Source organism: Nitrosomonas sp. (assembly GCF_019752415.1).
In the GTDB taxonomy this organism is placed as follows: Bacteria; Pseudomonadota; Gammaproteobacteria; order Burkholderiales; family Nitrosomonadaceae; genus Nitrosomonas.
The window spans coordinates 1-24,880 of the sequence record NZ_JAIEME010000044.1; the positions used below are offsets into that span (position 1 = coordinate 1).

At 42.6% G+C, this 24,880-nt stretch carries 27 protein-coding genes; 16 read left to right on the forward strand and 11 right to left on the reverse strand.

The window, feature by feature from the left end:
* Positions 1 to 241 precede the first annotated feature (241 nt).
* A complete protein-coding gene (locus tag K2P83_RS08275; RefSeq protein WP_292928132.1) occupies positions 242 to 1,228 on the reverse strand; it encodes a cadmium-containing carbonic anhydrase in 987 nt (328 codons plus the stop codon).
* 768 nt (positions 1,229 to 1,996) lie between these two features.
* On the opposite strand from K2P83_RS08275, the gene K2P83_RS08280 reads away from it, so the two are divergent.
* The 4 genes from K2P83_RS08280 to K2P83_RS08295 all read left to right on the forward strand — a co-directional run bounded on the left by K2P83_RS08280 (position 1,997) and on the right by K2P83_RS08295 (position 4,490).
* The gene (locus K2P83_RS08280; RefSeq protein ID WP_292928134.1) at positions 1,997 to 2,299 is read left to right on the forward strand and encodes an antibiotic biosynthesis monooxygenase; all 303 of its coding nucleotides are present in this window, start codon (positions 1,997 to 1,999) and stop codon (positions 2,297 to 2,299) included.
* Complete coding sequence (locus K2P83_RS08285) at positions 2,299 to 3,483, forward strand: iron-containing alcohol dehydrogenase (RefSeq protein WP_292928136.1); 1,185 nt, start codon at positions 2,299 to 2,301, stop codon at positions 3,481 to 3,483. Before K2P83_RS08280 ends, K2P83_RS08285 begins: the two co-directional genes overlap by 1 nt.
* A 291-nt stretch (positions 3,484 to 3,774) precedes the next feature.
* Positions 3,775 to 4,149 carry a hypothetical protein gene (locus K2P83_RS08290; RefSeq protein WP_292928138.1) on the forward strand — a complete coding sequence of 125 codons (375 nt, stop codon included), beginning with the start codon at positions 3,775 to 3,777 and terminating at the stop codon, positions 4,147 to 4,149.
* Positions 4,150 to 4,154: 5 nt separating this feature from the next.
* Complete coding sequence (locus K2P83_RS08295) at positions 4,155 to 4,490, forward strand: hypothetical protein (protein ID WP_292928140.1); 336 nt, start codon at positions 4,155 to 4,157, stop codon at positions 4,488 to 4,490.
* A 59-nt stretch (positions 4,491 to 4,549) separates the two neighbouring features.
* Here the strand turns inward: K2P83_RS08295 and hemJ are convergent, their stop codons facing one another.
* Complete coding sequence (gene hemJ / locus K2P83_RS08300) at positions 4,550 to 4,987, reverse strand: protoporphyrinogen oxidase HemJ (RefSeq protein ID WP_292928142.1); 438 nt, start codon at positions 4,985 to 4,987, stop codon at positions 4,550 to 4,552.
* Positions 4,988 to 5,107: 120 nt separating this feature from the next.
* Between hemJ and K2P83_RS08305 the strand changes: the two genes are divergently transcribed.
* On the forward strand, positions 5,108 to 6,613 hold the full coding sequence (locus tag K2P83_RS08305) for a carboxypeptidase M32 (protein ID WP_292928144.1): 1,506 nt from the start codon (positions 5,108 to 5,110) through the stop codon (positions 6,611 to 6,613).
* Positions 6,614 to 6,625: 12 nt separating this feature from the next.
* On the opposite strand, the gene pbpG is transcribed toward K2P83_RS08305, so the two are convergent.
* The 5 genes from pbpG to flgA form a co-directional block, all read right to left on the reverse strand.
* Entirely contained in the window at positions 6,626 to 7,453 is an 828-nt protein-coding gene (gene pbpG / locus K2P83_RS08310) for a D-alanyl-D-alanine endopeptidase (RefSeq protein ID WP_292928146.1), read from the reverse strand.
* Between the two features lie 656 nt (positions 7,454 to 8,109).
* On the reverse strand, positions 8,110 to 8,337 hold the full coding sequence (locus K2P83_RS08315) for a hypothetical protein (protein WP_292928148.1): 228 nt from the start codon (positions 8,335 to 8,337) through the stop codon (positions 8,110 to 8,112).
* Positions 8,338 to 8,548: 211 nt separating this feature from the next.
* Complete coding sequence (locus K2P83_RS08320; protein ID WP_292928150.1) at positions 8,549 to 8,917, reverse strand: Mth938-like domain-containing protein; 369 nt, start codon at positions 8,915 to 8,917, stop codon at positions 8,549 to 8,551.
* A gap of 73 nt (positions 8,918 to 8,990) precedes the next feature.
* Positions 8,991 to 9,275: a phosphopantetheine-binding protein gene (locus K2P83_RS08325; protein WP_292928152.1), complete on the reverse strand. Its 285-nt coding sequence runs from the start codon at positions 9,273 to 9,275 to the stop codon at positions 8,991 to 8,993.
* 138 nt (positions 9,276 to 9,413) lie between these two features.
* Complete coding sequence (gene flgA / locus K2P83_RS08330) at positions 9,414 to 10,130, reverse strand: flagellar basal body P-ring formation chaperone FlgA (RefSeq protein WP_292928154.1); 717 nt, start codon at positions 10,128 to 10,130, stop codon at positions 9,414 to 9,416.
* 212 nt (positions 10,131 to 10,342) lie between these two features.
* Here flgA and flgB point away from each other — a divergent pair, with 212 nt between their 5' ends.
* The 11 genes from flgB (at position 10,343) to flgL (ending at position 20,890) form a co-directional block, all read left to right on the forward strand.
* Entirely contained in the window at positions 10,343 to 10,753 is a 411-nt protein-coding gene (flgB, locus tag K2P83_RS08335; RefSeq protein ID WP_292928156.1) for a flagellar basal body rod protein FlgB, read from the forward strand.
* Positions 10,754 to 10,755: 2 nt separating this feature from the next.
* Positions 10,756 to 11,160 (forward strand): flagellar basal body rod protein FlgC, encoded by a 405-nt coding sequence (flgC, locus tag K2P83_RS08340; protein WP_292928158.1) that lies wholly within the window; start codon positions 10,756 to 10,758, stop codon positions 11,158 to 11,160.
* Between the two features lie 11 nt (positions 11,161 to 11,171).
* The gene (locus tag K2P83_RS08345; RefSeq protein WP_292928160.1) at positions 11,172 to 11,858 is read left to right on the forward strand and encodes a flagellar hook assembly protein FlgD; all 687 of its coding nucleotides are present in this window, start codon (positions 11,172 to 11,174) and stop codon (positions 11,856 to 11,858) included.
* A gap of 13 nt (positions 11,859 to 11,871) precedes the next feature.
* Positions 11,872 to 13,140 (forward strand): flagellar hook protein FlgE, encoded by a 1,269-nt coding sequence (flgE, locus tag K2P83_RS08350; RefSeq protein WP_292928162.1) that lies wholly within the window; start codon positions 11,872 to 11,874, stop codon positions 13,138 to 13,140.
* Between the two features lie 28 nt (positions 13,141 to 13,168).
* Positions 13,169 to 13,912 carry a flagellar basal-body rod protein FlgF gene (gene flgF / locus K2P83_RS08355; protein WP_292928164.1) on the forward strand — a complete coding sequence of 248 codons (744 nt, stop codon included), beginning with the start codon at positions 13,169 to 13,171 and terminating at the stop codon, positions 13,910 to 13,912.
* 30 nt (positions 13,913 to 13,942) lie between these two features.
* Positions 13,943 to 14,725 carry a flagellar basal-body rod protein FlgG gene (gene flgG / locus K2P83_RS08360; protein WP_292928166.1) on the forward strand — a complete coding sequence of 261 codons (783 nt, stop codon included), beginning with the start codon at positions 13,943 to 13,945 and terminating at the stop codon, positions 14,723 to 14,725.
* Positions 14,726 to 14,751: 26 nt separating this feature from the next.
* On the forward strand, positions 14,752 to 15,468 hold the full coding sequence (locus K2P83_RS08365) for a flagellar basal body L-ring protein FlgH (protein ID WP_292928168.1): 717 nt from the start codon (positions 14,752 to 14,754) through the stop codon (positions 15,466 to 15,468).
* A gap of 50 nt (positions 15,469 to 15,518) precedes the next feature.
* Positions 15,519 to 16,628, forward strand: coding sequence for a flagellar basal body P-ring protein FlgI (locus K2P83_RS08370; protein WP_292928170.1), 1,110 nt, complete (start codon positions 15,519 to 15,521; stop codon positions 16,626 to 16,628).
* A 17-nt stretch (positions 16,629 to 16,645) separates the two neighbouring features.
* Positions 16,646 to 17,653 carry a flagellar assembly peptidoglycan hydrolase FlgJ gene (gene flgJ / locus K2P83_RS08375; RefSeq protein ID WP_292928172.1) on the forward strand — a complete coding sequence of 336 codons (1,008 nt, stop codon included), beginning with the start codon at positions 16,646 to 16,648 and terminating at the stop codon, positions 17,651 to 17,653.
* An 84-nt stretch (positions 17,654 to 17,737) separates the two neighbouring features.
* Positions 17,738 to 19,654: a flagellar hook-associated protein FlgK gene (gene flgK, locus K2P83_RS08380; protein ID WP_292928174.1), complete on the forward strand. Its 1,917-nt coding sequence runs from the start codon at positions 17,738 to 17,740 to the stop codon at positions 19,652 to 19,654.
* Between the two features lie 27 nt (positions 19,655 to 19,681).
* Positions 19,682 to 20,890 carry a flagellar hook-associated protein FlgL gene (gene flgL / locus K2P83_RS08385; RefSeq protein ID WP_292928176.1) on the forward strand — a complete coding sequence of 403 codons (1,209 nt, stop codon included), beginning with the start codon at positions 19,682 to 19,684 and terminating at the stop codon, positions 20,888 to 20,890.
* Positions 20,891 to 20,907: 17 nt separating this feature from the next.
* Here the strand turns inward: flgL and purD are convergent, their stop codons facing one another.
* The 4 genes from purD to dusB form a co-directional block, all read right to left on the reverse strand.
* Entirely contained in the window at positions 20,908 to 22,221 is a 1,314-nt protein-coding gene (gene purD, locus K2P83_RS08390; protein WP_292928178.1) for a phosphoribosylamine--glycine ligase, read from the reverse strand.
* Positions 22,222 to 22,237: 16 nt separating this feature from the next.
* Entirely contained in the window at positions 22,238 to 23,797 is a 1,560-nt protein-coding gene (gene purH, locus K2P83_RS08395) for a bifunctional phosphoribosylaminoimidazolecarboxamide formyltransferase/IMP cyclohydrolase (RefSeq protein ID WP_292928180.1), read from the reverse strand.
* Positions 23,794 to 24,036 carry a helix-turn-helix domain-containing protein gene (locus K2P83_RS08400; protein ID WP_292928182.1) on the reverse strand — a complete coding sequence of 81 codons (243 nt, stop codon included), beginning with the start codon at positions 24,034 to 24,036 and terminating at the stop codon, positions 23,794 to 23,796. Before K2P83_RS08400 ends, purH begins: the two co-directional genes overlap by 4 nt.
* 3 nt (positions 24,037 to 24,039) lie before the next feature.
* On the reverse strand, positions 24,040 to 24,880 hold an 841-nt coding region (dusB, locus tag K2P83_RS08405; RefSeq protein WP_292928184.1), incomplete at its 5' end, for a tRNA dihydrouridine synthase DusB.

Here is a 24,880-nt window from a genome sequence, read left to right on the forward strand (position 1 = left end):
AGGGTTGATAATTCATGAGCTCACTCCAAAATGTAAACTATACAATTTAAGTGTTGCTTTCACCCATTGAATCTCCAATGTCCATATTTGTCATTCCGAATATAATGAGAAACCTTTTCCTGATCGATTCCTTGTCGCATTTGAAATGATGGTTATTCAAAGGTTCTCGATATCAGACGCAATTTTTGAGTCTTCCACAATTTACAGAAGAAATAGAGTTGCGTCTGAATAGTTCTTTGTGTTAAGCGATTGGAATGATACGTAAAGAACCGTGACCCAGAATGGAAGCGGTGGCTACATTTTGCAGTGTAATTGCCTTGGCGATGCGTTGCTCATCTGCTTCATGGCCGGTTGAGTTGATATCTCTTGCAGCATTGCCAAACGCCCACGCGTCAACTACAAACATGTCGTATTGTGGGCCATACTTCGATCGAATGGCAGAACGGTCTACGGTTGTACCTGCTCGTGTATTTAAAGCAATGCCCAGTTCATTGTGTTTTCCCACCAATTCTTCATATTCGGCACCTGTATCCCGAGCAATTTGAACTACCGATGCTCTGTTTTCCGCAAAAAAACCAGCTTGATTTAATCGATTCTTGGCTTGCTGAACAATGGAGTCCCTTTCTGATTCAGTAATAGTAATTCCGAGTTGGCTGATCAGTGCTGCAAGATCATTGATGCGTTCCGTGATATGCTGATAAATCGTCGGTGCTTTGGCACATGCACCGCAGCCGCAGTCACTATGATCATCACCATGAACACCGGCTTGATGCCCTTTTCCCTTAAGTGTTTTAATAGTTTCTGCAGTTAACTGTACCTCAGTGAGGTCGATGCTAGCTGAGTTGCTTCCAAGATCACCGCCGTACACGACGCTTAATGTACCGCCCGCCGCGCAAGGTGCGCTTTTACGATGGCCACTTTTATTGGTACGACCGTCAACACAGATTTCTGGCACTGAACCGTTTACCGGGATATTAAATAAGCCGATTGCGATGGCCTGATACATTTCATTTAACACTGTCTGATCAATATCATTACGAGTATCAGGTCCAATAGATCCAATACCTAAGTTGAATTTTCCTAACGTAATATATTGTAAGCTATCTTCACTAGAAGTCTTCGAGGTTACTTCTGTTTTTTGGTTGCTTGAGGCTGATGTTGATGTTGTAGATTCTGTTTCTTGACTGCCTGTAAAATGTTTTAACAGGTTTTTTAAGCTTTCAAACATTTTATTTATCCTTTGTAGTGATTGGTCAGTTAATCATAAGTACAATTTCATACATGTCAGTTTCATAGTAATCCCAAGGAAAGCGAACCTTGTCAAAACCTTTTAATCCATTTATTGGTCTCTAGGAGTTTGTCTGACTTAAGCAATTGTAGGGAGCTTAGTGGGAGAGTGAGTGCATATCTTCTCTATTTTTAGGCGCATAATCAATCAACGCAACGAGAAATTGAGGATATATGAGCCGTTATCCCACTAGCGCAGTAGATTGACCTTAAGTTCGACAGACTCCTGGCTTGGATTAATCAGTTGAGTGTTAGAATTCTAACATTACTTTTCTGAAGAATAGATAGTTATTCTCTATTTCTACATCAAGACATTTCTGTTGGTCGTGGTTGCAGAATTACTGACGACCTAAGTTTAGGGACAGGGAATACGATAGAGCGGCCTATCCCGTTGTTACCAAAATGTACAGATTTATCGTTTTAGGATCTGTTGACATTTCACATAGGTAGCCGCAGATGTCCCCAAGCCATGGCAACCATACTTTCGTAATTTCTCTTCAGTTTGTCATATTGTGGCCACTGCACGATCATTTTCAATGATCAGCAAAGTGGATTGTATAAACGCTCAATCAAAATCTCCTGACTGAAACAAAACGATGCAGTAGTCGCTTGGAAAACTGATGGTGTATGATGAAAACACAGTCAAAAAAACCGGATACAGAAAATTTCAGGGTATTTAATTCGTAACAATTAATTTAGGATTAAGATCATGCATGTAACGATCGTCACTGTTTCAGTTAAACTGGAAAAAGTAGAAGCATTCAAGGAAGCCTGCCGGTTAAACCACCAAAACTCGATTCGCGAAGTGGGTAACATTCGTTTTGATATTCTACAGTCTACAGAAGATCCGGCAAAGTTTGTATTTTACGAAGCCTATAAAACCCAACAAGATGCTGCTGCGCATAAAGAAACTTCGCATTATCTAGCATGGAGAGATACCGTGGCGGATTGGATGGTTGAGCCGCGCAAAGGTGTCGCCTACCAAGGTCTATATCCGGTCGTAAACAGCTAATGGTAAATTTCTCCATCGCCCGATTGCCACGCATCGAATTTGGAGCAGGCAGCTTAAGTAAGGTACCGGATATTATTGCGGGCTATGGATCGCGAATCTTGCTGATAACAGGAACCCGATCCTTTACCGATTCCAACCACTGGCAGCCTTTTATCGATCAACTCAAGCAGCATGCGATCAACTGGCAACATTGCACAATCGCCGACGAACCCTCCCCCACTCTGATCGATGATCTCGTCAAAATTTATGCCAATGACACCTTTGATGCCGTGGTCGGGATTGGTGGCGGTAGCGCGCTGGATGCCGCCAAAGCGATTGCCGGATTACTCAAAGTGCAGCGCTCCGTGATGGATTATCTCGAAGGTGTCGGCCCGGAATTGCCCTACGAAGGGCCCTCTATACCATTCATCGCCGTGCCAACGACCGCCGGTACCGGCAGCGAAGCAACCAAAAACGCCGTACTCAGCGTGCAAGGTGAAAACGGTTTTAAGAAATCTTTCCGCCATGACAAACTGGTCGCCGAATATGCCATTGTCGACCCGGATTTACTTGCCAGTTGCCCGCCCAGCGTAATCGCCGCCAATGGCATGGACGCGTTGACCCAACTGCTGGAATCGTATGTTTCCCTCAAATCCAATGCATTCACTGATTCCTTGGCGATTAGCGGCTTGCAAGCCGCCCGCGACGCACTGATTCCGCTCTATCGCCAGGAAGGGGAACTTGCACAACATCGCGAAAAGATGGCCTACGCCGCCCTATTCTCCGGCATTACGCTGGCGCAAGTTGGTCTGGGTTCGGTACATGGCCTGGCATCCCCACTCGGTGCTTTTTATCCGATTCCGCACGGAGTTGTTTGCGGCACTCTAGTCGCTTCGGCTACGCGAATCAACATTCACAGCATGCTGGCACGCGAACCCGACAACAGCGCACTGGCAAAATACGTTCAGGTCGCTGAAATTCTCTGCCAAAAACATTTCTCAAAATCGGCAGCTTCCTTTACTGCTTTGATTGACCTGCTGACAGCCTGGACCGACGAACTTGCTTTGCCACGCCTCGCACATTACAACTTACAAGAAACCGCATTCGATAAAGTCATCGCCAATTGCCGCGGCAGCAGCATGAAAACCAACCCCATCATTCTGAAGGATGAAGAAATCAGGCGGATTTTGCTTGAACGCTTGTAACAGTTAGAAGCCAAGTCAAATTAATGATTATGGATGTGCGGCATTAATTTCGGGCTGTAACGCTACGGTATACAATCCGGCGTGATAAAGACTTTCAAGCATAAAGGACTTCTCGCTTTCTTTACCATTGGCAGTTTATCTGGAATTCAGACACACCATTCGGCAAAATTAAGAAGGCGCCGCATACTGCAGATGCTGACAGAATTCCCGCTTGATATGCCCATACCGTTACCCAATTGGTCGTTGCGCTGCTAATGGGCACTGCCCCATCTTTACCGACAAAAATATGAAATGTACAGAACCAACACCAGAAGCTGTAATGATCGCATTGTCAGTATCAGTCAGCCGTATCGTTGTCCCATTATCAGGAGAAAGCAAGGCAAGAAACTGATTTGGTGCCAAGATAAGCGTGAGTTTGACGGGACAAGGGTTGGCGCATGTCGACAAGCTGCACTGGGTTCACAGCATGAAGGCCATGATCTTGAAGCGCAAGTTGAAGCCTACAAAAAACGTTACTTCTCTTGTTTTGAAGTCGTCATTGCTGGTACGCTATATAGTTCATGTGATAATCGCAGCTACCCTATCTGGAACGCAATCATACCCGCTTCACAAGCAAGCCACCGGAGTGTCCGCCAAAGAGTGCCTTTGAAAACAAAGATGAATTGAAGCGTTTGAAAGCACAATGTCGGCAGGAATATCGCGAGCGTATTCCGATTGAAGGAAAGTTTTGCCAAGGAAAGAATGGTTACCGGCTCAACAAAATTCGGGCCAAGCGTGCTGATACATCTGTCGCATGGACCAATAGCATTTTCCTGGTCATGAGCCTGCTCCTCTTGGTGCGAGTTTTTTCCCCCGAGGAATCTTTCTGCCAAAATAGCATTTTTGGTGACAAAAAAGGCCATGCCCGCAGAAATCCTGTTTGCACGTGCCAGCCAAGTCATCTCAAACAGGAATTCTTACTTGGCAGTGTAAATCTGATCGCTGAATTTCTGATAAACCCTAAGTAGTAGATTTCTTCCTTCTGTCGAAATAAAAAGGCTGTCATTCCGAACGTACATGAGGAATCCTAAAGCTCGGAAACCATCGAAACCAAATCCGGTTTAACCACTACTAATATCACAACAGCAAACAAAACTAACACCGGGAATTCATTAAACCAACGATAAAAGACATGACTATGCTGATTGGCATCATTTTTAAACGCTTTGACATATTTTCCGCAGTAATAATGATAGTAAATCAGTATTAGAACCAAAGCCAACTTGGCATATAACCAGACACCGGAGAAACCATAACCCAGCCATAACCATACGCCGAAAACCACCGTCAGCAGCGCGCCAGGTGTCATGATGCCGTAATAGAGTTTGCGCTCCATGATTTTGAAGCGTTCCTTGCCGAGTTGATCATCGCATTGAGCGTGATAGACAAACAGACGTGGCAGATAGAATAGTCCCGCGAACCAGGTGACCATGAAAATGATGTGCAGTGATTTTATCCAGAGCATGGCGGTGTGAATGATTGGTGTTAAAGTTGGTATGATACTGGGCTTGTGATTTTAGTGCTATCCCTGGAATCAGGTAGATCGCGAGCAGGGCTGATGTTTCGAATAAATAAGGGATGATATATGAATCAGCATTATCAAAATTTAGTCCAGAAATTGGAAGAAATCACGTATTTAAGCGGTGTAATGAGTACATTGGGATGGGATCAGGAAGTGATGATGCCGCCGGGTGCCGGTGAGGCGCGTGCCAAGCAGATTGCGGCACTGGCGGGTGTCATTCATGAACGTATGACCGATTCTGCACTGGGAGAATGCTTGAGCAAGCTTAAGGAAAAGGATTTTGATGCTTTGAGTGAGTTGGAGCGCTGCAATATTCGTGAAGCGCTGCATAGTTATGAACTTGAAACCAAAGTATCGAAGCGGCTGGTGCAGGAGCTGGCGGAGTTAAGCTCGCGCGGGCAGAGCATTTGGGTCATGGCGCGGCAGGAGAATAAATTTTCTGATTTTGCGCCGGTGCTGAAACGTTTTCTGGAACTTAAGCAAGAATGGGCGCAGTGTGTGTCGCCGGATTTAAAGCCCTACGATGCAAACATTGATCTGTTTGAACGCGGCACGACAATGGACATGATCACGCCGGTATTCGAGCACCTGAAGCAGGAATTGATCCCGCTGATTCATGCCATTCGGACACATTCTTATCAACCGGATATTACTTTTCTGCAGGGTAAGTTTGCGCTGGAAAAGCAGGAGGCTTTGGCGCGTAAAATCAGCCAGGATATTGGCTTCAATTTCGAGCAAGGTCGTATGGATGTGTCGGTGCACCCCTTTTGCGGTGGCAGTCATCCGACCGATGTGCGCATTACGACGCGCTACAAAGACAATAATTTTGTCGAATCGCTATATGCGGTAATCCATGAAACCGGTCATGCGCTCTACGAGCAAGGCCGCCCGCATGAGCTAGGCGATTTGCCGGCTTCGGAATCACTGACGATGGGAATTCACGAATCCCAGTCGCTATTCTGGGAGCGCATGATCGCGCAGAGTAAGCCTTTTTGTCAGCATTATTTCGAGACGATCCGCGCGGCATTTCCGGATAACCTGAAATCTGCTACCGTGGATTCGTTTTATCGCGCGATTAATACGTGTAAGCCGGAATTTATCCGGGTTGAAGCGGATGAGGTAACTTATCCGTTGCATATTATTTTGCGTTATGAAATCGAGAAGGGGTTGTTTGATGGCTCGATGCAGGTTGATGATTTGCCGCACATCTGGAATGAATTGATGCAGAAGTATCTGGGAATACAGCCGCCTACCGATGCGCTCGGCGTATTGCAGGATTCACACTGGAGCGGGGGAGCGTTTGGGTATTTTCCTTCGTATACACTGGGTGCGATGTATGCGTGTCAGTTTTACCAAACGCTACTGAGGGAACAATCCGATACTGAGCGAAATATTGCTAAAGGTAATTTTGCGCCGATTAAGAACTGGCTCAATGAGAAGATCCACCGTCAGGGGAGATTGTACTCGCCACAGGGACTTGTTCAGCGCGTTACCGGTGAAGCTTTGAATCCGGATTATTTCGTTGATTATCTTAAGCGTAAGTACAGCGAAGTTTATAATCTGACTTAGAATCTGGAATTTTTATACTTGCCTGCGGCCCTGGTTACTCTCTATCCATTTTTTTACGCGGTTGGCATCGCCAATCCGGGTGTTTTTGCCCCAGGAGTTCAGCAGAACAATCACTACGGGCTGGCCAGAAATTTTGGCTTGCATCACCAAACAGCGCCCCGCATCACTGAGATAACCGGTTTTTGAAACATCGATATCCCATCCTTGGTTGCGCACCAGACTATTTGAATTGACATATTGTAATTGAGCACGCTTAATGCCGGGTGATACGGAATGCTGTGATGTCGTTGAAAATTCACGGATGGCAGCATAGTTATTTGAAGCGGAAACCAATTTTGCTAGGTCACGTGCTGTCGCTACATTGTTGCTATTCAAACCGGTAGAGTCGACAAAACGACTGTTGGTCATCCCAATTTTCTTAGCCTTTAGATTCATGGCATTAACGAATGCTTTGGTGCCGCCGGGATATGTTCGAGCCAGTGCTGCTGCGGCGCGATTCTCTGAGGACATCAGTGCCAAGCGTAATAATTCGTTACGAGGATAACTACTGCCTATGGGCAATCGAGAAGATGAGTGTTTTAGCTTGTCGATATCAGCATTCGTAATCGTGATCTTTTCATTCGGAGACAAGCGTGCATCAAGCGTGACCATGGCGGTCATTAATTTTGTGATAGAAGCAATAGGCATTACCTTGTCTGCATTCTTGTCATAAATCACATGCGCATTTTGCGCATTAAAAACCAGCGCAGCTTGCGATTTGATATCTAGGTTGTTTTTCTGTGCTAGGGTGTTACTGGTATAAAAAAATATGACGCAAAATAATAAAAATACCTGTTTCATTCTTTCTTCTCTCCAATTGACCGAAATTGCAAATCATTTTTAATCTACTTAAATATTTTCGTTATGAGCGAGGAGAGTATCAGTTAAGAGTATTTAATCTATGCGAGATTATTTTTAGTATTTAAAATAAATAATCTTAACTTGCCGGTATTTAATTTTTGAAATTAAAAATAATTCAAAAGGAATAGATTGTATACCTGGATATTATTTGCTGGATAGTTTGCCACATTTTTTCGAGCATTGCTATCTAAATTTTGAATTAGTTCTTTATTTGCATAAAGTTAAAGAGTCTTTCTAAGATATAATATCAGGAAACAATGAACAATTTATTGATAATAATATAGAATTTGTATTCTTGTTATGGGTTGCGGAAGATAATGCTATGAAATATTTTTAACATTCTGAAGGTTAAAGCGTCATTGAGTTGATTGTTCAAAAAAATCGGAGCAGGTGTTCCATTTTTTTGTATTTATAATCCACACTTTAAACCTATTTTTTAGATTGATACTCTGGGCTCACTGCAGAATAATAGGCCAAGCCGATAGCCTCGAAATATTTACTTCTACTACTCAATTCATTGAAACCGATTTTGAGTGGAAGATGAAAATAACCTTCACCTATCTTACTTGACCTATCAATCGACTTGCTTGTAATTATTATTTGCCAAAATTAGGTTGTTTAATCTTAGCTGGGCAAGTAACCATTTCACCGTCAACACGATCTCTAATTTTCTCGCCAGCTTTTTTACCGTCGCATCCCATTTGATTTAGAATGTCCTGTGCAGCCATTGGAGGCAGTGCAGATTCTTTGTTTCCACTGGCCATAGCGGCAGAAGAACCCAGTAAAAAGACTAAACCGATTGCAGCGATAAGAAATTTATTCATTTTTAACTCCTATATTAATATTATGAAGGAAGCCAATTCTACTATATCTGACTTTCCAACCATGAATTTATCACAATCATAATTGTCATGGCCATTTCTTTTTTAAATTTGCGATTTAATTGAAACGAATTATTGCATTACTTAAGACGGACCTGACTAGTTTAGACAATACGACGAAATAAATTCTGAGCTTTTTTTATAGTGATGGAAACTAGATCAGCAGCGCTGCAGCAACACGCCGCCCTTCTTCAACCAGGATATTATAAGTACGGCAGCAGGCTTTTGTATCCATCACTTCGATTCCAATTCCCATTTTGGTTATCTGACTTAGAACGGATTGACTAGGAAATTTATGCGTAATGCCTGTGCCGAGAATGATAATTTCTGGCTTATAGGGTATTAGCATTTCAAAATGCCGAACTTCCAGTTGTGAAATTGACAGTACCGGCCAGTCTTCGATCAAGCGATCGGGCATAACGATCAGGTTCTTTTCGTAACGAATCTGATTAATCGATAGGTGCCCGTCCCCATAACCGGTGAAAATATATTGATGAGCAAAATTTGCAGGATGTAATTTCAATGCTTTGTCCAGTTTATTCTGAATTAGATGCAGCAATTATGCAGTATTCTTATTCAAATACAATCTGCATCATTCAAGTATTAATCGATAGATGATTTTTATCGGTTAATTTTTGTTCTAAAAAATTAACCAAAGCACCGAGCGTATCAAATGTTCTCGCACTAATTTCGTCATCTTTAATCGAGATGGAGAAATTCTTCTCTAAAGCCAGGATAATCGTAACGATTGCTACGGAATCAAGTTCAGGAATATTTCCGAGTAACAAGGTATCCGATTTCATCGCATTGAGACGTCCCTCCAATCCGAGTACGTCAGCCAGAATTCTTTTTATTTCAACGGTAAGATCTATATTTGTCACTGTGTAAAAAGATATTTGTTTTTTGGATATTGAATGAATCTTAATTATAAGTCTGATCGAGGGTTAAGATCACATGTTTACGTAAGTGAGAGCAAATAGCACTCAACTGATAACAATGGAAGCACTTTGGCTAATATGCTATGGTTGTATTTCAACAATTGAATTGGTGCGCGCAAATCCGTTCATGATTCGTCCGGATTTATTGCGAACCTGAACAACTTGCCCTTCTGCCGCATCTGCTAACGCTTGGCCCTCCGATCGGATGCTGAATCCACGTCCTTGAACGACCAGATTTACTGTTTGGCCACGTATGACTACGTAGGGTGCTCGCAGCATTTGTGGACGTAATGGTTGTCCGGCAATAAGGTTAGTGGTGGCTACTTTACCGATTACTTGTGCGACATCCGTGAATATCCCCTCCGGCATCTGTGCCAAATTAACATTCTGTGGTGCGATATCCTCATAGGTGATTGTCTGCCCGACTGTGACGGGTCGTGCGATATGTAACACATTTGTCATTACAATTATTTCAGTCTGTACATAGATAGTCCATGTTGCAACCTGACTATCACAGCGAACCCCGATAGAGGTTTTTCCCCATAAACGCCCGCCAGTTGGAACAAAAGGTTCTAGATGCGGACACTGCGGTAAAGCAAGATGCCTGTCAATCTGACCCACGTTCACGATAACTTGCCCGGATAACGTGGCTGTATTGTTGTATAGAAAATTCTCAATTGCGTTTTTAATCAAAGCAATATCTTGATGTTGCGCAATAGCTCTGTGCTTTGATGCATATGCCGGAATAGTGAAAACAAGCATTAGCAGACTGAGAATTAACACTAAGCAACGTATCATAGATTTATTTTAACCATTCATTTTTGCCGTTCTCGGCAATTATTGCCGCCACACAGATATCTTAAACAACTGTAATACAAGTTACGCTCGAAGATAGCGTCTATTTCAAGCCTTTTTTGCGGGCTGACTTCGTTGTTAGAACATTTATTATAGTTGGCATGCTAAGTGCTAATAAGTGAATTGAAAGCTATTTAGATTAGGGTGTATAGAAAATGATTAGCAAACTTGATAAAGAATTAAATTTTCATCATCAAGCCTTGAGCTTACGAGCTGCCAGGCAAGAGTTACTTTCTAGCAATGTAGCCAATGCAGATACGCCTAATTTTAAAGCGAAAGATATCGATTTCGCCAGTGTACTACATGAAAAGTTTTCATTGACTACGAACCTGAATAAAGTGGTTTTAAATACGACATCCTCGATGCATATTAATTCCGCTGCGCAAGGTGCTATTGGTGACAACTTATTATATCGTGTTCCTTTACAGCCCAGTGCCGATGGAAACACTGTAGATATGGATATGGAACGAACGCGATTTGCTGACAATGCAATCAAATACGATGCCAGTATCACATTTCTGAGTAATGAATTTAGAAACTTAACAATGGCGATGCAGGAGAGATAATCATGTCATTATTTAACGTATTTGATATTTCAAGCTCAGCCATGTCAGCACAATCCCAACGCTTGAATGTGGTGGCTAGTAATCTTTCAAACGCTGACAGTGTAACTAGCTCAACTGGCGAGCCTTATCGGGGACGTCAAGTGATTTTCAGTACATTACAGGCGGCTGCGAATGGCGCAAGCGGCGTTAAAGTTGCTGGAGTCATTCACGACCAATCTCCAATGAAACAGTTGTTCCAGCCTCAACATCCGCTAGCAGATAAAAAAGGGTTTGTGACGATGCCTAATGTTAATGTCGTCGATGAGATGGTCAATATGATGTCGGCATCACGTTCGTATCAGAACAGTGTCGATATGATGAATACCACCAAATCACTATTGCAAAAGACTCTAACCATTGGTCAATAAAGGAGTACAAGATGAGTTCAGTCCCATCAACCAATTCTCAAACAGTATCATCATCGATTACAACGACAGGGATCACTGCTAAAAAGGAGGCTGAGAATACCCAGGATCGATTCTTAAAGCTTCTGGTGACGCAAATGAAAAATCAAGACCCACTGAAACCTCTTGATAATTCAGAGGTTACTAGTCAATTGGCACAGATTAGTACGGTGTCAGGCATCGATAAATTGAATACAACACTGAAACTTTTGTCTTCCGATTATCAAGATAGCCAATCAATTGAAGCGACGGGAATGATAGGGCGTGATGTTTTTGTTCCAGGAAAATCTATGCAGCTAGAGAAAGAAGCAGCCATTGCTGGTATTGAATTGGCTCAACCGGTCGATGAAATCAAAGTAAAGATATTGGATAGTCATGGAGTCGCCATTCGCAATATGGAACATCTTAAAATAGAAGATCTTAAAGGGTGGCCAGCAGGTATTAGCACGATCGGATGGGATGGTAAAACAGATAGTGGTGCAAAGGCTGCGGATGGAGAATATACCTTTGAAGTGAGTGCCAAACAAGGTGGAAAAGACATTAAAGTCAATACGCTTTCATTAGGTTCGGTAAGTAGCGTTTCCCACGGAGAGCAGGGCACACTGCTCGATATGGGCAAATTAGGTTTGGTCAGTTTATCTGACATTAAACAGGTATTTTGATTAGGAGAACAATATGAGTTTTCAGCAAGGTTTAAGTGGTCTAAGTGCTGCGTCGACAAATCTGGATGTCATTGGAAATAATATTTCCAATGCAAGTACCCCTGGGTATAAACAATCCCAGGCTCAATTTACCGACATTTTTGCAAGTTCATTAGATGGCGCGGGTTCTTCCAAGACTCAGGTAGGTATTGGCTCAAGAGTATCAACTGTTGCGCAAATATTTAATCAAGGAAATATTTCACCGACCAATAATCCATTAGACATAGCAATAAACGGGCAGGGTTTCTTTCGTATGAGTGAAGCAGGTGTTGTCAGTTATAGCCGGAATGGGCAGTTCCGTCTTGATGGCAACGGGTTTCTTACCGATTCCAATGCGGCGAATCTTACCGGATATATCGCAGATTCAAATGGAGAAATCGTTGCCAGTCAACCAACCAATTTGAAATTAAATACCGCTGATATTCCGCCTCAAGTTACATCAACTTTTACAATGGGTATGAATCTGAATTCAGGTGAGACTGTACCTACAGTGACTCCTTTTGATGCGAATAACCCAAAAAGCTATACAAGCACAACATCTGGAACGATTGTCGATAGCTTGGGTAATGCACATCTTTTCTCTATTTTTTTTGAGAAAACAGCTGCAGCGGGAACATGGAATGCCTATGCAACTGTCGATGGTGAGACATCAGCGGCGGGCGTACCTATCGGCGTTACTCTGGACGGTGCAGCTTCAAAAGCATTAGTTTTTGATGATAACGGCGCATTGACTGCTCCTATTGCGCCCTTTAATGTGTCAGTCGATCTGGCAACCATTGATGCGAGCCTTAGCGCAGCTTCTCCCTTAGTTTTTTCTTTGGATTTGACGACAGCCACACAATTTGGATCTAAGTTTGGTGTGAATGCAATTTCCCAAGATGGATACACCTCTGGTCGATTGGCTGGTTTTACAACATCCCCTGATGGCTTAATTCAAGGGAGTTATAGTAATGGGCAAACGAGATCGCTGGGACAAATTGTTTTGGCTAATTTTGTCAACCCACAAGGTTTAAATCCTGTTGGTAATGGGCGTTGGATAGAAACACCCAGCTCAGGTCAAGCCTTGGTGGGCCCGCCAAAAACGGGAACACTGGGCGCACTTCAGGCCTCTGCGGTCGAAGATGCTAATGTGGATTTAACGAGTGAATTAGTGAAAATGATTACTGCGCAGCGCATGTATCAAGCGAATGCCAAATCAATTGAAACTCAGGATGCTGTTTTACAAACACTGGTTAATCTTTAATTTTCTCACCATAACTGAGTAAAAACTCATGGATCGACTGATCTACACATCGATGACTGGAGCAAACCATACGCTGAATCAACAGGCTACAGTTGCTCAAAACCTTGCTAATGCTGCAACAACAGGCTACCGGGCAGAGAACAACGCATTTCGCGCTGTGCCGATATTCGGCGACGGATTGCCGACACGTGCTTTCGTGGTTGATTCAACAATTCATGCGGATTTTACAACTGGTACATTACAAACAACCGGTCGCGATCTAGATGTTGCAATTAAAGGCTCTGGATGGATTGCAGTGCAGCTGGATAATGGTGAAGAAGCCTATACACGCAATGGCAACTTGCAAGTCAGCCCCAATGGTCTTTTACTAACGCATAATGGGCTTAAAGTAAAAGGTAATACCGGTACAATCACGATTCCTCCAGAAACTCGAATTACAATTGGTGTTGATGGAACCGTGTCTTCTGTGCCGATTACTCCACAGCCCAATACTGTGGCTTCAGTGGGTCGAATTAAGCTAGTAAATCCGCCGGAAGAAAATCTTGTCAAAGGAGCTGATGGTTTATTCCGCCTTAAAGATGGCGGGGTTGCGGCAGTCGATGCTAAAGTTAAGCTTGTTGATGGAACATTGGAAGGTAGCAATGTGAATGTTGTACATGAAATGGTGAGTATGATAGCGCTCGCCCGTCAATTTGATATGCAAATGAAAATGCTTGAGAACGCACAGAAAAATGCACAACAGGCTAGTCAAATAATGGTCTTAAGAGTTTAAACAAAAAATAAATTTAAGAGGTTAATGATTATGGTTCGTTCCTTATGGATTGCTAAAACTGGTCTTGATGCGCAACAAACCAAAATGGATGTCATCGCAAATAATTTGGCGAATGTTAGTACGAATGGATTTAAACGTGCTCGAGCAGTTTTCGAAGACTTAATGTATCAAACTTTGCGTCAACCAGGTGCTCAATCTTCTCAACAGACCCAATTACCATCTGGCCTACAATTAGGCACAGGTGTTAAACCAGTTGCGACAGAAAGTGTATTTGCTCAAGGGCCACTTCAACAAACGGATAATAGGGGGGATATTGCCATCAAAGGTATGGGGTTTCTTCAAGTTTTAATGCCAGATGGAACGACAGCCTTTACTCGTGATGGAGCCCTCCAATTAGATATGAATGGTCAGGTTGTCACGTCTAGTGGATACGCCATCCAACCAGCGATTACAATTCCACCAAATCCTACCAGTATAACTGTAGCGCGTGATGGTACTGTTTCTGTGGGAGTGGCTGGATCACCAGCCCCAGTTCAAGTTGGTAATATCCAACTAGCTAATTTTATCAATCCGGCAGGATTACAAAAGATTAGCGAGAATCTATATATGGAATCCGCATCTAGCGGGACACCCAATCAGAATGCTCCAGGTACTAATGGCTTAGGAACTCTAGAGCAGGGTTTTGTTGAGGCGTCTAATGTGAATGTCGTGGAAGAACTGGTTAGCATGATTCAAACTCAGCGTGCGTATGAGATGAATTCCAAGTCAATTGAAACTTCAGATCAGATGTTGCAGAAATTGGCGCAATTATAATTGAATGGGCTTTCTGGAGTGAGGTGATGATTAATAACAATCTGAAAATGAAAAATCAATTCTTGTATACGTATACATTGATTTTCATTCTACTTGTATCAGGTTGTGCGATGACACCGGCAACATCCACCCATCAGCCCAATACCTTTCGTTCTCCAAAGCATGCGGCGGTAGCGAGTCACCCTAATGGAGCTATCTTTCAGACTATTCATAGCACAACAGGTGGAGTTCGTTATACCCCCTTATTTGAAGATCGAAGAGCGCGGAGTGTTGGCGATACCCTTATCGTTAATCTGAATGAAACAACCAATGCTAGCAAGAGTTCGGGGAGTAATGTCGATCGCTCTGGAAGTATTGATTTCTCAGTACCTAGCCTTTTAGGAATTCCTTTAGGCCTTTTAACGAAACACGCAACAGTTGAAGCAAATTCAAACAATACCTTTGATGGAAAAGGTGAAAGTTCAAGTAGAAATAATTTTAGAGGTACGATTACGGTAACTGTTATAGAAGCATTGCCAAATGGAAATCTTGTTGTCAGTGGCGAAAAACAAATCGGAATTAATCAGGGGCAAGAATATATAAGACTCTCTGGTATTGTGAATCCAGTTCATATCATGGCGAACACCGTTTCTTCAACACAAGTTGCAGATGCGCGTGTTGAGTATCGTGCTAATGGTTATTTGGATGAGGCGCAAACAATGGGATGGCTGTCACGATTTTTCCTGTCCGTTACACCATTCTAAATTGTCTGAGACTTAAAATATGCTTATCCTTAGAATAAGTGAATAAGATCATGAGAATAAATAACATAATTGTTAGTTTTTTTCTTGTGATAGGCTTATTGGTGCCGGGAATTAGTGCGGCCGATCGCATCAAGGATCTGGCATCGATTCAAGGGGTACGCAACAATCAATTGATAGGGTATGGATTGGTTGTGGGTTTGGATGGTAGTGGTGATATGACAACCCAGACGCCATTTACAGTACAAAGTATTATCAATATGTTAGGTCAATTGGGTGTTAACTTGCCGCCTGGTACCAATTTACAATTACGTAATGTTGCTGCTGTGATGGTAACAGCGACGTTACCTGCGTTTGTTAAACCTGGTCAGCAAATTGATATCACCGTGTCTTCCATGGGTAACGCGAGAAGTTTGCGTGGAGGGACGCTTCTAATGACGCCTCTGAAAGGGGCTGACAATCAAGTTTATGCAATGGCGCAAGGAAATGTTTTGGTTGGTGGTGTTGGAGCCGGGAATGCAGGGAGCAGTGTGCAGATTAATCATCTCAGTGCTGGACGTATTTCTGGCGGAGCTATCGTGGAGCGGGAGATATCAACAACAGTTGGGCAAGGAAATTTTATTAATCTGGAGTTGAATTCTACGGATTTTACGACGGTTAATCGTATTGTCGAAGCCATTAATGGACTTCATCCTTCAACTGCGTCAGCTATCGATGGCCGAGTGGTACAGGTAAGGGCACCTGCTGATAATAGTCAGCGCATTGCGTTTATTTCTCAGATTGAAAGTCTGGATATAACGCCTGCAAAAGCATCTGCAAAAGTTGTTGTAAATTCACGTACTGGTTCGGTAGTAATGAATCAAGGAGTAACCCTCGAAACGAGTGCAATTGCGCATGGTAATTTATCAATAATTATCAATACAGAACCTGTAATCAGTCAGCCAGGAGCGTTTGCACAACGTGGTGAAACAGTGGTGGCACAAAGATCACAAGTTGAAATACGTACTGACGAGGGGAATTTAATGCTATTGCCGAGTGGCGCGGATCTTGGAGAAGTTGTTAAGGCTTTGACAGCGATTGGTGCGACAACACAAGATTTGGTGTCCATATTACAGGCGCTAAAAGCAGCAGGCGCGTTGCGTGCCGAGTTGGAAATTATTTAATTACTGGATTAAAGCATATGGTTATCTCACCGGATATTTCTAGTAAGCTCGCAGTTGATGCCAAGAGCATTGATGATCTGCATTTAATGGCCAAGCAGAATCCAGATGAGGCTTTGAAAAAAGCAGCACAACAGTTTGAAGCATTGTTTATGAACATGTTGCTAAAAAGTATGCGTGAGGCAACGCCGAAAGATGGGCTGTTTGATAGTCAGCAAACACAGTTTTTTACACAGATGTATGATCAACAATTATCACAACACTTAGCTACCAAAGGAATTGGTATAGCCGACATAATGGTGCAGCAATTGACTCGCGCTAATAATGCAATTGAATCAAAAACTTCAATAAGTAATACAGATGCTATTATGTCAGCGATTAATTCCAGTAATCAACGGGCTGTGGTTAAAGATGGTCACCCCAATGATAAATCTGAACAGTTATGGCCGAGTGCGCTGAATTCATCGAATGCATCGATGCCGACTGGGAAAATGAATTCATCTGCTGACGTATTTCTCGTGCCAAACCCGCTGGAGGCACAATTAAAGAAATCATCCAATCATTCAACAGATTTTATCGAAAAACTTTTGTCGCATGCACAGATAGCTTCACAGTCAACCGGCATTCCACCGCATTTCATGCTGGCACAAGCTGCGCTGGAGAGCGGCTGGGGTAGACATGAGGTTCGTCATGCAGATGATAGTCCGAGCTACAACCTGTTCGGGATCAAAGCCGGTGCAAATTGGAAAGGAGATGTTGTGGAAAAAGTGACTACCGAATACGTCAACGGCTTACCCCAGAAAATGGTTGAAAAGTTCCGTGCTTATAACTCTTATGCAGAGGGATTTAGTGACTATGCCAATTTGCTATTAGATAACCCGCGCTATGCAAAAGTATTGAAGTCCACTGACGCTGCTTCATTTGCAAATGGTTTGCAACGTGCGGGATATGCAACTGATCCATTGTATGCCGAGAAGTTGATTCGAATACTTAATAGTGAAACATTGCGGAATCGTGAATTTATTTGATGAATGAAAGTTTTGTTAATTCTTTTATCATTTTACCGTTACAACTCTTATATGTTTTTAGATATTTAGAATTGGATATTAATTATGGGAAATAGTATTCTTGACATTGGTATTACAGGCTTATTAACCGCGCAAAGACAATTGTTAACGACCGGCCATAATATCAGCAATGCGGATACACCTGGTTATAAGCGTCAGCAGGTTGTGCTGAGTACCAATATACCCCAATCTTCCGGGGCTGGATTTGTTGGACGTGGTGTTCACTCAACGACAGTTCAGCGCATATACAATCAATTTGTTGTGAATCAATCATTACAGATTCAAACACAAAGCCAAGCGATGGATAGTTATTTCTCGCAGATAAAACAATTGGATAATATGCTTGGTGATTCTTCTTCTGGACTCTCTCCAGCAATCCAGAATTTTTTTAGTGCTGTACAAGATGTAGCAACAAATCCATCAGTAATTCCATCGCGCCAGGCTATGATAAGTAATGGTGAAGCCCTTGTGGCGCGTTTCCAAAGTATGGATCAGCGTATGGCACAAATCAGAGAAGACGTAAATACTCAAATTACCAGCACAGTAGCTGATATAAATTCTTTAGCAAGTCAAATAGCAGATATCAATCATCAGATCTTATTGGCAGAAGGCGCGGCTGGCGGACAGCCTGCCAATGATATGCAGGATCAGCGAGATGAATTGATTAGTCAATTAAACAAATTAGTAAATACCGATACGGTGCGACAAAGCGATGGCTCAGTAAATGTATATGTGGGTAGTGGACAAGCGCTGGTAGTCGGAACTCAAACCCTCTCATTTAAAGCAGTCGTATCACCAGATAATCCAGATAATTTAACAATCGGATTAGTTATTGGAAGTAATACAGTTCAGCTTCCAGAAAATCAGATTACAGGGGGAATGTTAAACGGAGTTTTGTCATTTCGTAGCGTTACATTGGATGGTGCACAGAATGCGTTAGGAAGAATTGCTATTACGTTAGCTCAGACTCTCAATGCGCAACATCAGTCAGGGATGGATCTAAATGGCGATATGGGTGATGATTTCTTTACGTTACCTTCACCCAAAGTAATTTCAGCATTGAGCAACAATCCGGCATCGAGTATTACTGCAGGGATAAGTGATTATAGTGCTTTAACAACAAGCGATTATCAGTTCTCTTATGATGGAACAAATTATATTCTGACTAGATCATCTGATAATACCTCGGTAAGTACCGCAGTTGCGCCAACAGGGGCTTCGCCGCTAACGCTGGATGGTATATCTGTCACCGGAGCAACTATTCTTACTAATGAGAGATTCCGGATTCAACCAACCATAAATGGCGCAAAGGATTTGGCAGTAAATATTTCCGACACAACAAAAATTGCTGCTGCTGGACCTAATCGTACCGATGCAGCATTAACAAATACTGGTTCAGGAAAAATCAGTGCTGGAACTGTCAATCCACTGCCACTAAACTCAAATCTTCAGCAGCCGTTAACGATAACATTTCATACGCCATATGATGGCCAATATGATGTGGCTGGCATTGGTACTGGGTTACCGGCTACTAACCAAGCATATGCCGCAGGGACTGATATTAGTTTTAATGGCTATACTTTCCAAATTAGTGGTAGTCCTGCTGCGGGCGATATCTTCACAGTTGCGCCTAACCATAATGGTTCGGCTGATAATCGGAATGCATTGTTGATGGGTGTGTTACAAACCAAAAATACTTTGGCAAATGGCACAGCGTCATACCAATCTGCCTATGGACAGCTCGTGAGCCAAGTTGGTAATAAAACTCGAGAGTTGGAAGTAACCAGTAAAGCGCAAGCTACTTTACTGAAACAAACTGAAAATACCATGCAATCAGTATCGGGTGTTAATTTGGATGAAGAAGCAGCTAATTTAATGCGCTTCCAGCAAGCATATCAAGCTTCAAGTAAGGTCATCGAATTGAGTAATACACTGTTTGATTCAATTCTTCGTATTGGTTAAAAATATATCTCGGCTTAAGGAAATATTATGCGCGTCAGTACAAATACAATTTATGAAACTGGAACTAATTTAATGCTGCAGCAGCAGGAGTCATTAGTTAAAACGCAACAACAACTTTCTACCGGCAGGCGTATCTTAGCCCCTTCAGATGATCCTATTGCTGCAGCGCAAGCACTAAATATTACACAATCAGAATCATTGAACAAGCAATATGCGGTTAATCGCGCCAGCGCCAATTCTTCGTTGGGATTGGAAGAAAATGTATTAAAGCAAGTCACTTCGCTTCTTCAAGATGTTCATGGCACAACTGTCTATGGCGGAAATTCGACACTGACAGATGCTGACAGAAAGATTCTAGCGACGGAATTGCGCAGTAAGTTGGATTCATTAGTTGGCTTGGCCAATACAACGGATGAAAATGGACAATTTTTATTTTCAGGTTATCAAGCAAGTACAAAACCTTTTGTTCAGACCGGATTAAATGTGCAATATTCGGGAGATCAAGGGCAAAGATTGAATCAAGTAGGGCCGGAACGCCAACTTGCTATCAGTGACTCGGGCACGGATATTTTTGAACGTATAAAGAATGGTAACGGTATTTTTGCAACCGCTGCGAATTCCATAAACTTAGGGACAGGTGTAATTGATGGTGGATCGGTGATTACTCCAGCGAGCTTAACCGGGGCTAATTACGATATAAATTTCAATGTTGCGGCTGGTTTGACAACTTATGATATTGTTAATACAACAACAGGATTACCAGTTTCTTCAGCCAATCCCTACGTAGGTAACAGTACAATCAGTTTTGATGGAATACAGGTGAGTATTAAAGGTGATCCGGCGAACGGGGATAAATTTACAGTTTCTCCCAGTAGCAATCAAAGTATTTTCAAAACCGTAAGCGATCTGATTACAGCACTTGAAACGCCATCCAGTGGGCAGCCTGGGGGTACTCGACTTGCGAATAGTTTAAGCACAGCGCTACAAAGTATTAATAATAGCTTAGAGCATGTGCTGACAAAACAGTCCTCTATTGGGGCCCGGATGAATGAAATTGATACCTTGGAAAGTGTCGGAAGTGATCAAGATATTCAATTTAAGCAATTACTTTCACAATTACAAGATGTTGATTTTGCAAAAGCAACATCAGATTTCCAAAGACAACAGCTGTATCTTCAAGCCGCACAGCAGTCCTATATTAAAATTTCCGGGTTATCCTTGTTTAATTATATTTAGACATAGCAATTTCTTTCTTAAGTTACTTTTTTTCGCTGATAGTTTATGCCTTGATATCCAATATCGTGACGAATCTGATAGTCATCAAAGTGAATTTTTTCAATGAGTTTATAGGCATTCTGCTGCGCGATTCTAACGTTTTCACCTAATGCGGTTACGCATACAACACGACCTCCTGCCGTCATAATTTCCTTTTCATCATTCCCTCCCATGCGCGTTCCGGCATGAAAAATATGAAAACTGTCGGTGTTTTCTTGGTCAATGATAAGATCCTGTAGGCCTTCGATTACGTCATTCTTTCTCGGATTCTCCGGATAGCCATACGCTGCCATCACAACACCCAAAGCAGCACGCCGATCCCATTCGGCATCAACTTTATCCAGTGTTCCATTGACAGCATGCTCTATTAACGTCAGCAGGTCACTTTTTAGCCGTAACATGATGGGTTGAGTCTCTGGATCTCCCAGTCGGCAATTAAATTCAAGTACTTTTGCTTGATCTTCCGCAGTAATCATTAATCCGGCATATAGAAAACCGGTATAGTGGATGCCCTCTTCTTTTAATCCATTGATTACAGGATAGACGATATTGCGCATGATTTGCGCATGTAGGCTGGGTGAAATAAAAGGTGTTGGCGAATATGCGCCCATTCCGCCCGTATTGGGCCCCAGGTCTCCATCAAGTAGGCATTTATGATCCTGGCTAGTAGCCAAAGGCAAAATATGGCATCCATCGGTCATAACAATAAAACTGACTTCTGTGCCGTGCAGGAATTCCTCAATAATAATTTCATAGCCCGCACTGCCAAAATTCTTTTCTACCAGTATGTCGTTGACGGCAGAATGTGCTTGTTCATTAGTTTGAGCAACTACAACACCTTTCCCGGCAGCGAGTCCATCAGCTTTAATTACCAGGGGAGCAGATTTCTGATCGATATAAGCATGTGCTAGTACAGGATCTTGGAATCTTGCATAGCTTGCTGTCGGAATATGGTGCCGTTGCATGAATTCCTTGGCAAAAATCTTTGAAGTTTCGAGTCGGGCTGCTTGCTGGGCTGGCCCAAATATTTTCAGGTCAGCGGCCTGGAATGCATCAACGATACCTTCAGCCAGTGAGGTTTCTGGGCCTACTATCGTTATCGCAACGTGCTCTTTTTTTGCAAATTCAATTAATTCTGGAATGGATGTGATTGAAATATTCTCAAGTCCTCGCTCCAAGGCAGTGCCCGCATTACCCGGCGCCACGAATACTTTTTGGATTCGAGGTGATAGACTTAGTTTCCATGCCAATGCATGCTCTCTGCCACCGCCACCAATAACCAGTAACTTCATGATATTATTGTATTTTCTAATGTCTGAAATGACGAATTTCGGTAAACACCATTGAAACACCCTGTTCATCAGCAGCAGCAATAACTTCGTTATCACGGATACTGCCGCCGGGCTGAATTATTGCTGTTGCGCCAGCTTGCACCACAACATCTAAACCATCTCGGAAGGGGAAAAATGCATCCGATGCGACCACAGATCCAGTAAGTGTGAGGCCAGCTTGCTGTGCTTTTATAGAAGCGATGCGTGCACTATCAACACGGCTCATTTGACCAGCGCCGATTCCGGTGGTTTGACCATTGCTGCAAAATACGATGGCGTTAGATTTTACAAATTTCGCAACGCGCCATGCAAAAAGTAAGTCTTCTAATTGTTGCGGCGTGGGTACTATCTTGGTGACTATTTTAAGATCTGAAATTTTAATATTCAAAATATCAGGTGTTTGCACAAGAATACCACCGCCGATTCGTTTTAAATCATAGCGATGATGCCCAATTTGTAATGGTAGAATCAATACACGGATGTTATTTTTTTGCGATAAAAGCTGCTGGGCTTCCTGCGTAATTTCCGGCGCAATAATGACTTCAACGAATTGTTTTAAAACAGCCTCAACTGTTTCTGTGCCTATGGTTCGGTTAAATGCGATGATACCGCCAAAAGCAGAAGTTGGGTCAGTTGCAAATGCAAGCTGGTAGGCACGCAGGGTTGTTTCAGCAATGGCTATGCCGCAAGGATTAGCATGTTTAACAATCACACAGGCCGGGTTGTCAAAAGTTTTGACACATTCCCAGGCTGCATCGGTATCAGCGATGTTGTTGTAGGATAATTCTTTTCCTTGCAACTGCTGATAATTCGCTAAACTGCCTGGGGTTATGGTTTCATCGCGATAGAAAGCAGCTTTCTGATGCGGATTTTCTCCATAACGTAAGTGCTGTGCAATATTGAAATTCAGATTGAGGGAATCTGGAAAATCTTTTTGATGATAGTCGGTATCTAATGCAGTTAAATAGTTACTGATGGCGCTGTCATATGAAGCTGTATGCGTAAAAGCTTTTTTTGCCCACATAAAACGGGTAGTCGAACTAATAGATCCATGATTCTCTGCCAGTTCTTCACAAAGCAATGAATAATCTTGAGGATCTGTGACAACACTTACTTTCTGATAATTCTTGGCGGCTGCACGTACCATGGTAGGGCCGCCAATATCAATATTTTCAATAGCGTCATCCAGACTACAATTTTGTTTTGCGATCGTTTGTTTGAAAGGATACAAATTGACGATGACCAGCTCTATATTCGGAATGCATGCCTTATCAAGCGCATCCTGGTGATCCGATAAATCATTACGCGCGAGTATGCCGGCATGAATTTTCGGGTGCAATGTTTTGACTCGTCCATCGAGCATTTCTGGAAAACCAGTGTAGTCGCTGACTTCAATAACAGTTATTCCGGCTTCAGATAATAACCTGGCAGTACCACCGGTTGACAGGATAGTTATATCGTATTGAATCAGTTTTTTTGCTAAATCGATAATCCCGGTTTTATCAGAGACACTGATGAGCGCATATTTAATAGTCATTTAATTTGGAATTGTTTCATTTTTTGACGTAGCGTATTTCGGTTTATTCCGAGAAGGTCCGCTGCTTGAGTTTGATTGCCATTGGTATGTTGTATGGCAATTTCAATCAAGGGTTTCTCAACGCTCTGAACTACCATACTATATAGATTCCCTGGTTTCTCCCCATCCAGGTCGTTGAGATAGCCGCCGATAGCCTTGCGTATACAAGATGCAATTTCATTCTCCTTGATAGCATTCATAAACTAACTGTTCCCTTCTTTGAGATAACTCAATCTTTGACCTTCTTCAGCTAATTTTGAGAAAAATGTATTGGTCTCTATAATTTGCTGATCACTGGTTTGTAATTGATTCATTGACTGACGAAAACCAGCAGAGCCAACGAGTCCTTTGGTGTACCAGGATATGTGTTTGCGTGCAATGCGAACACCCGAGTATTCGCCATAGAAATCATATAAATCATGCAGATGATTAATGAGTACTTGATGTATTTCCGCTACTTCGGGTGGTTGTAGGTATTGATCAGTTGCAAGATAATGATTTATCTCACGAAATATCCATGGCCTGCCTTGTGCGGCGCGACCTATCATAACTGCATCGGCTTTTGTATAGGCAAGAATGTATTTTGCTTTTTCGGGAGTAGTAATATCACCATTCGCAATGATTGGGATCTTGGCGGCGGCTTTAACAGCCGCGATCGTGTCATATTCGGCAGTGCCGGTATAGGCGCAAGCTCTTGTGCGGCCATGAATAGCGAGTGCTTGAATGCCTGAGTTCTCAGCTATATGTGCTATGGCTAATGCATTCTTGTGTTGTTTGTCCCAGCCGGTACGAATCTTAAGTGTGACAGGTATATCTACAGCCTTTACTACTGCATCAAGAATTCTTTCCACTAACTTCTCATCCTGAAGTAATGCAGATCCGGCCATTACATTACATATTTTCTTTGCTGGACAACCCATGTTTATGTCAATAATCTGAGCACCATTTTCAACATTGTAACGTGCCGCAGCTGCAAGCATTTTGGGATCAGCACCGGCAATCTGAACTGAGATGGGGGAAACCTCACCTTCATGATTCGCTCGC

Coding starts and splice junctions, on each gene's coding strand:
- K2P83_RS08275 (WP_292928132.1), bottom strand. CDS start 1,228: ATGTTTGAAAGCTTAAAAAACCTGTTAAAACATTTTACAGGCAGTCAA.
- K2P83_RS08280 (WP_292928134.1), top strand. CDS start 1,997: ATGCATGTAACGATCGTCACTGTTTCAGTTAAACTGGAAAAAGTAGAA.
- K2P83_RS08285 (WP_292928136.1), top strand. CDS start 2,299: ATGGTAAATTTCTCCATCGCCCGATTGCCACGCATCGAATTTGGAGCA.
- K2P83_RS08290 (WP_292928138.1), top strand. CDS start 3,775: ATGTACAGAACCAACACCAGAAGCTGTAATGATCGCATTGTCAGTATC.
- hemJ (WP_292928142.1), bottom strand. CDS start 4,987: ATGCTCTGGATAAAATCACTGCACATCATTTTCATGGTCACCTGGTTC.
- K2P83_RS08305 (WP_292928144.1), top strand. CDS start 5,108: ATGAATCAGCATTATCAAAATTTAGTCCAGAAATTGGAAGAAATCACG.
- pbpG (WP_292928146.1), bottom strand. CDS start 7,453: ATGAAACAGGTATTTTTATTATTTTGCGTCATATTTTTTTATACCAGT.
- K2P83_RS08315 (WP_292928148.1), bottom strand. CDS start 8,337: ATGAATAAATTTCTTATCGCTGCAATCGGTTTAGTCTTTTTACTGGGT.
- flgA (WP_292928154.1), bottom strand. CDS start 10,130: ATGATACGTTGCTTAGTGTTAATTCTCAGTCTGCTAATGCTTGTTTTC.
- flgB (WP_292928156.1), top strand. CDS start 10,343: ATGATTAGCAAACTTGATAAAGAATTAAATTTTCATCATCAAGCCTTG.
- flgC (WP_292928158.1), top strand. CDS start 10,756: ATGTCATTATTTAACGTATTTGATATTTCAAGCTCAGCCATGTCAGCA.
- K2P83_RS08345 (WP_292928160.1), top strand. CDS start 11,172: ATGAGTTCAGTCCCATCAACCAATTCTCAAACAGTATCATCATCGATT.
- flgE (WP_292928162.1), top strand. CDS start 11,872: ATGAGTTTTCAGCAAGGTTTAAGTGGTCTAAGTGCTGCGTCGACAAAT.
- flgF (WP_292928164.1), top strand. CDS start 13,169: ATGGATCGACTGATCTACACATCGATGACTGGAGCAAACCATACGCTG.
- flgG (WP_292928166.1), top strand. CDS start 13,943: ATGGTTCGTTCCTTATGGATTGCTAAAACTGGTCTTGATGCGCAACAA.
- K2P83_RS08365 (WP_292928168.1), top strand. CDS start 14,752: ATGATTAATAACAATCTGAAAATGAAAAATCAATTCTTGTATACGTAT.
- K2P83_RS08370 (WP_292928170.1), top strand. CDS start 15,519: ATGAGAATAAATAACATAATTGTTAGTTTTTTTCTTGTGATAGGCTTA.
- flgJ (WP_292928172.1), top strand. CDS start 16,646: ATGGTTATCTCACCGGATATTTCTAGTAAGCTCGCAGTTGATGCCAAG.
- flgK (WP_292928174.1), top strand. CDS start 17,738: ATGGGAAATAGTATTCTTGACATTGGTATTACAGGCTTATTAACCGCG.
- flgL (WP_292928176.1), top strand. CDS start 19,682: ATGCGCGTCAGTACAAATACAATTTATGAAACTGGAACTAATTTAATG.
- purD (WP_292928178.1), bottom strand. CDS start 22,221: ATGAAGTTACTGGTTATTGGTGGCGGTGGCAGAGAGCATGCATTGGCA.
- purH (WP_292928180.1), bottom strand. CDS start 23,797: ATGACTATTAAATATGCGCTCATCAGTGTCTCTGATAAAACCGGGATT.
- K2P83_RS08400 (WP_292928182.1), bottom strand. CDS start 24,036: ATGAATGCTATCAAGGAGAATGAAATTGCATCTTGTATACGCAAGGCT.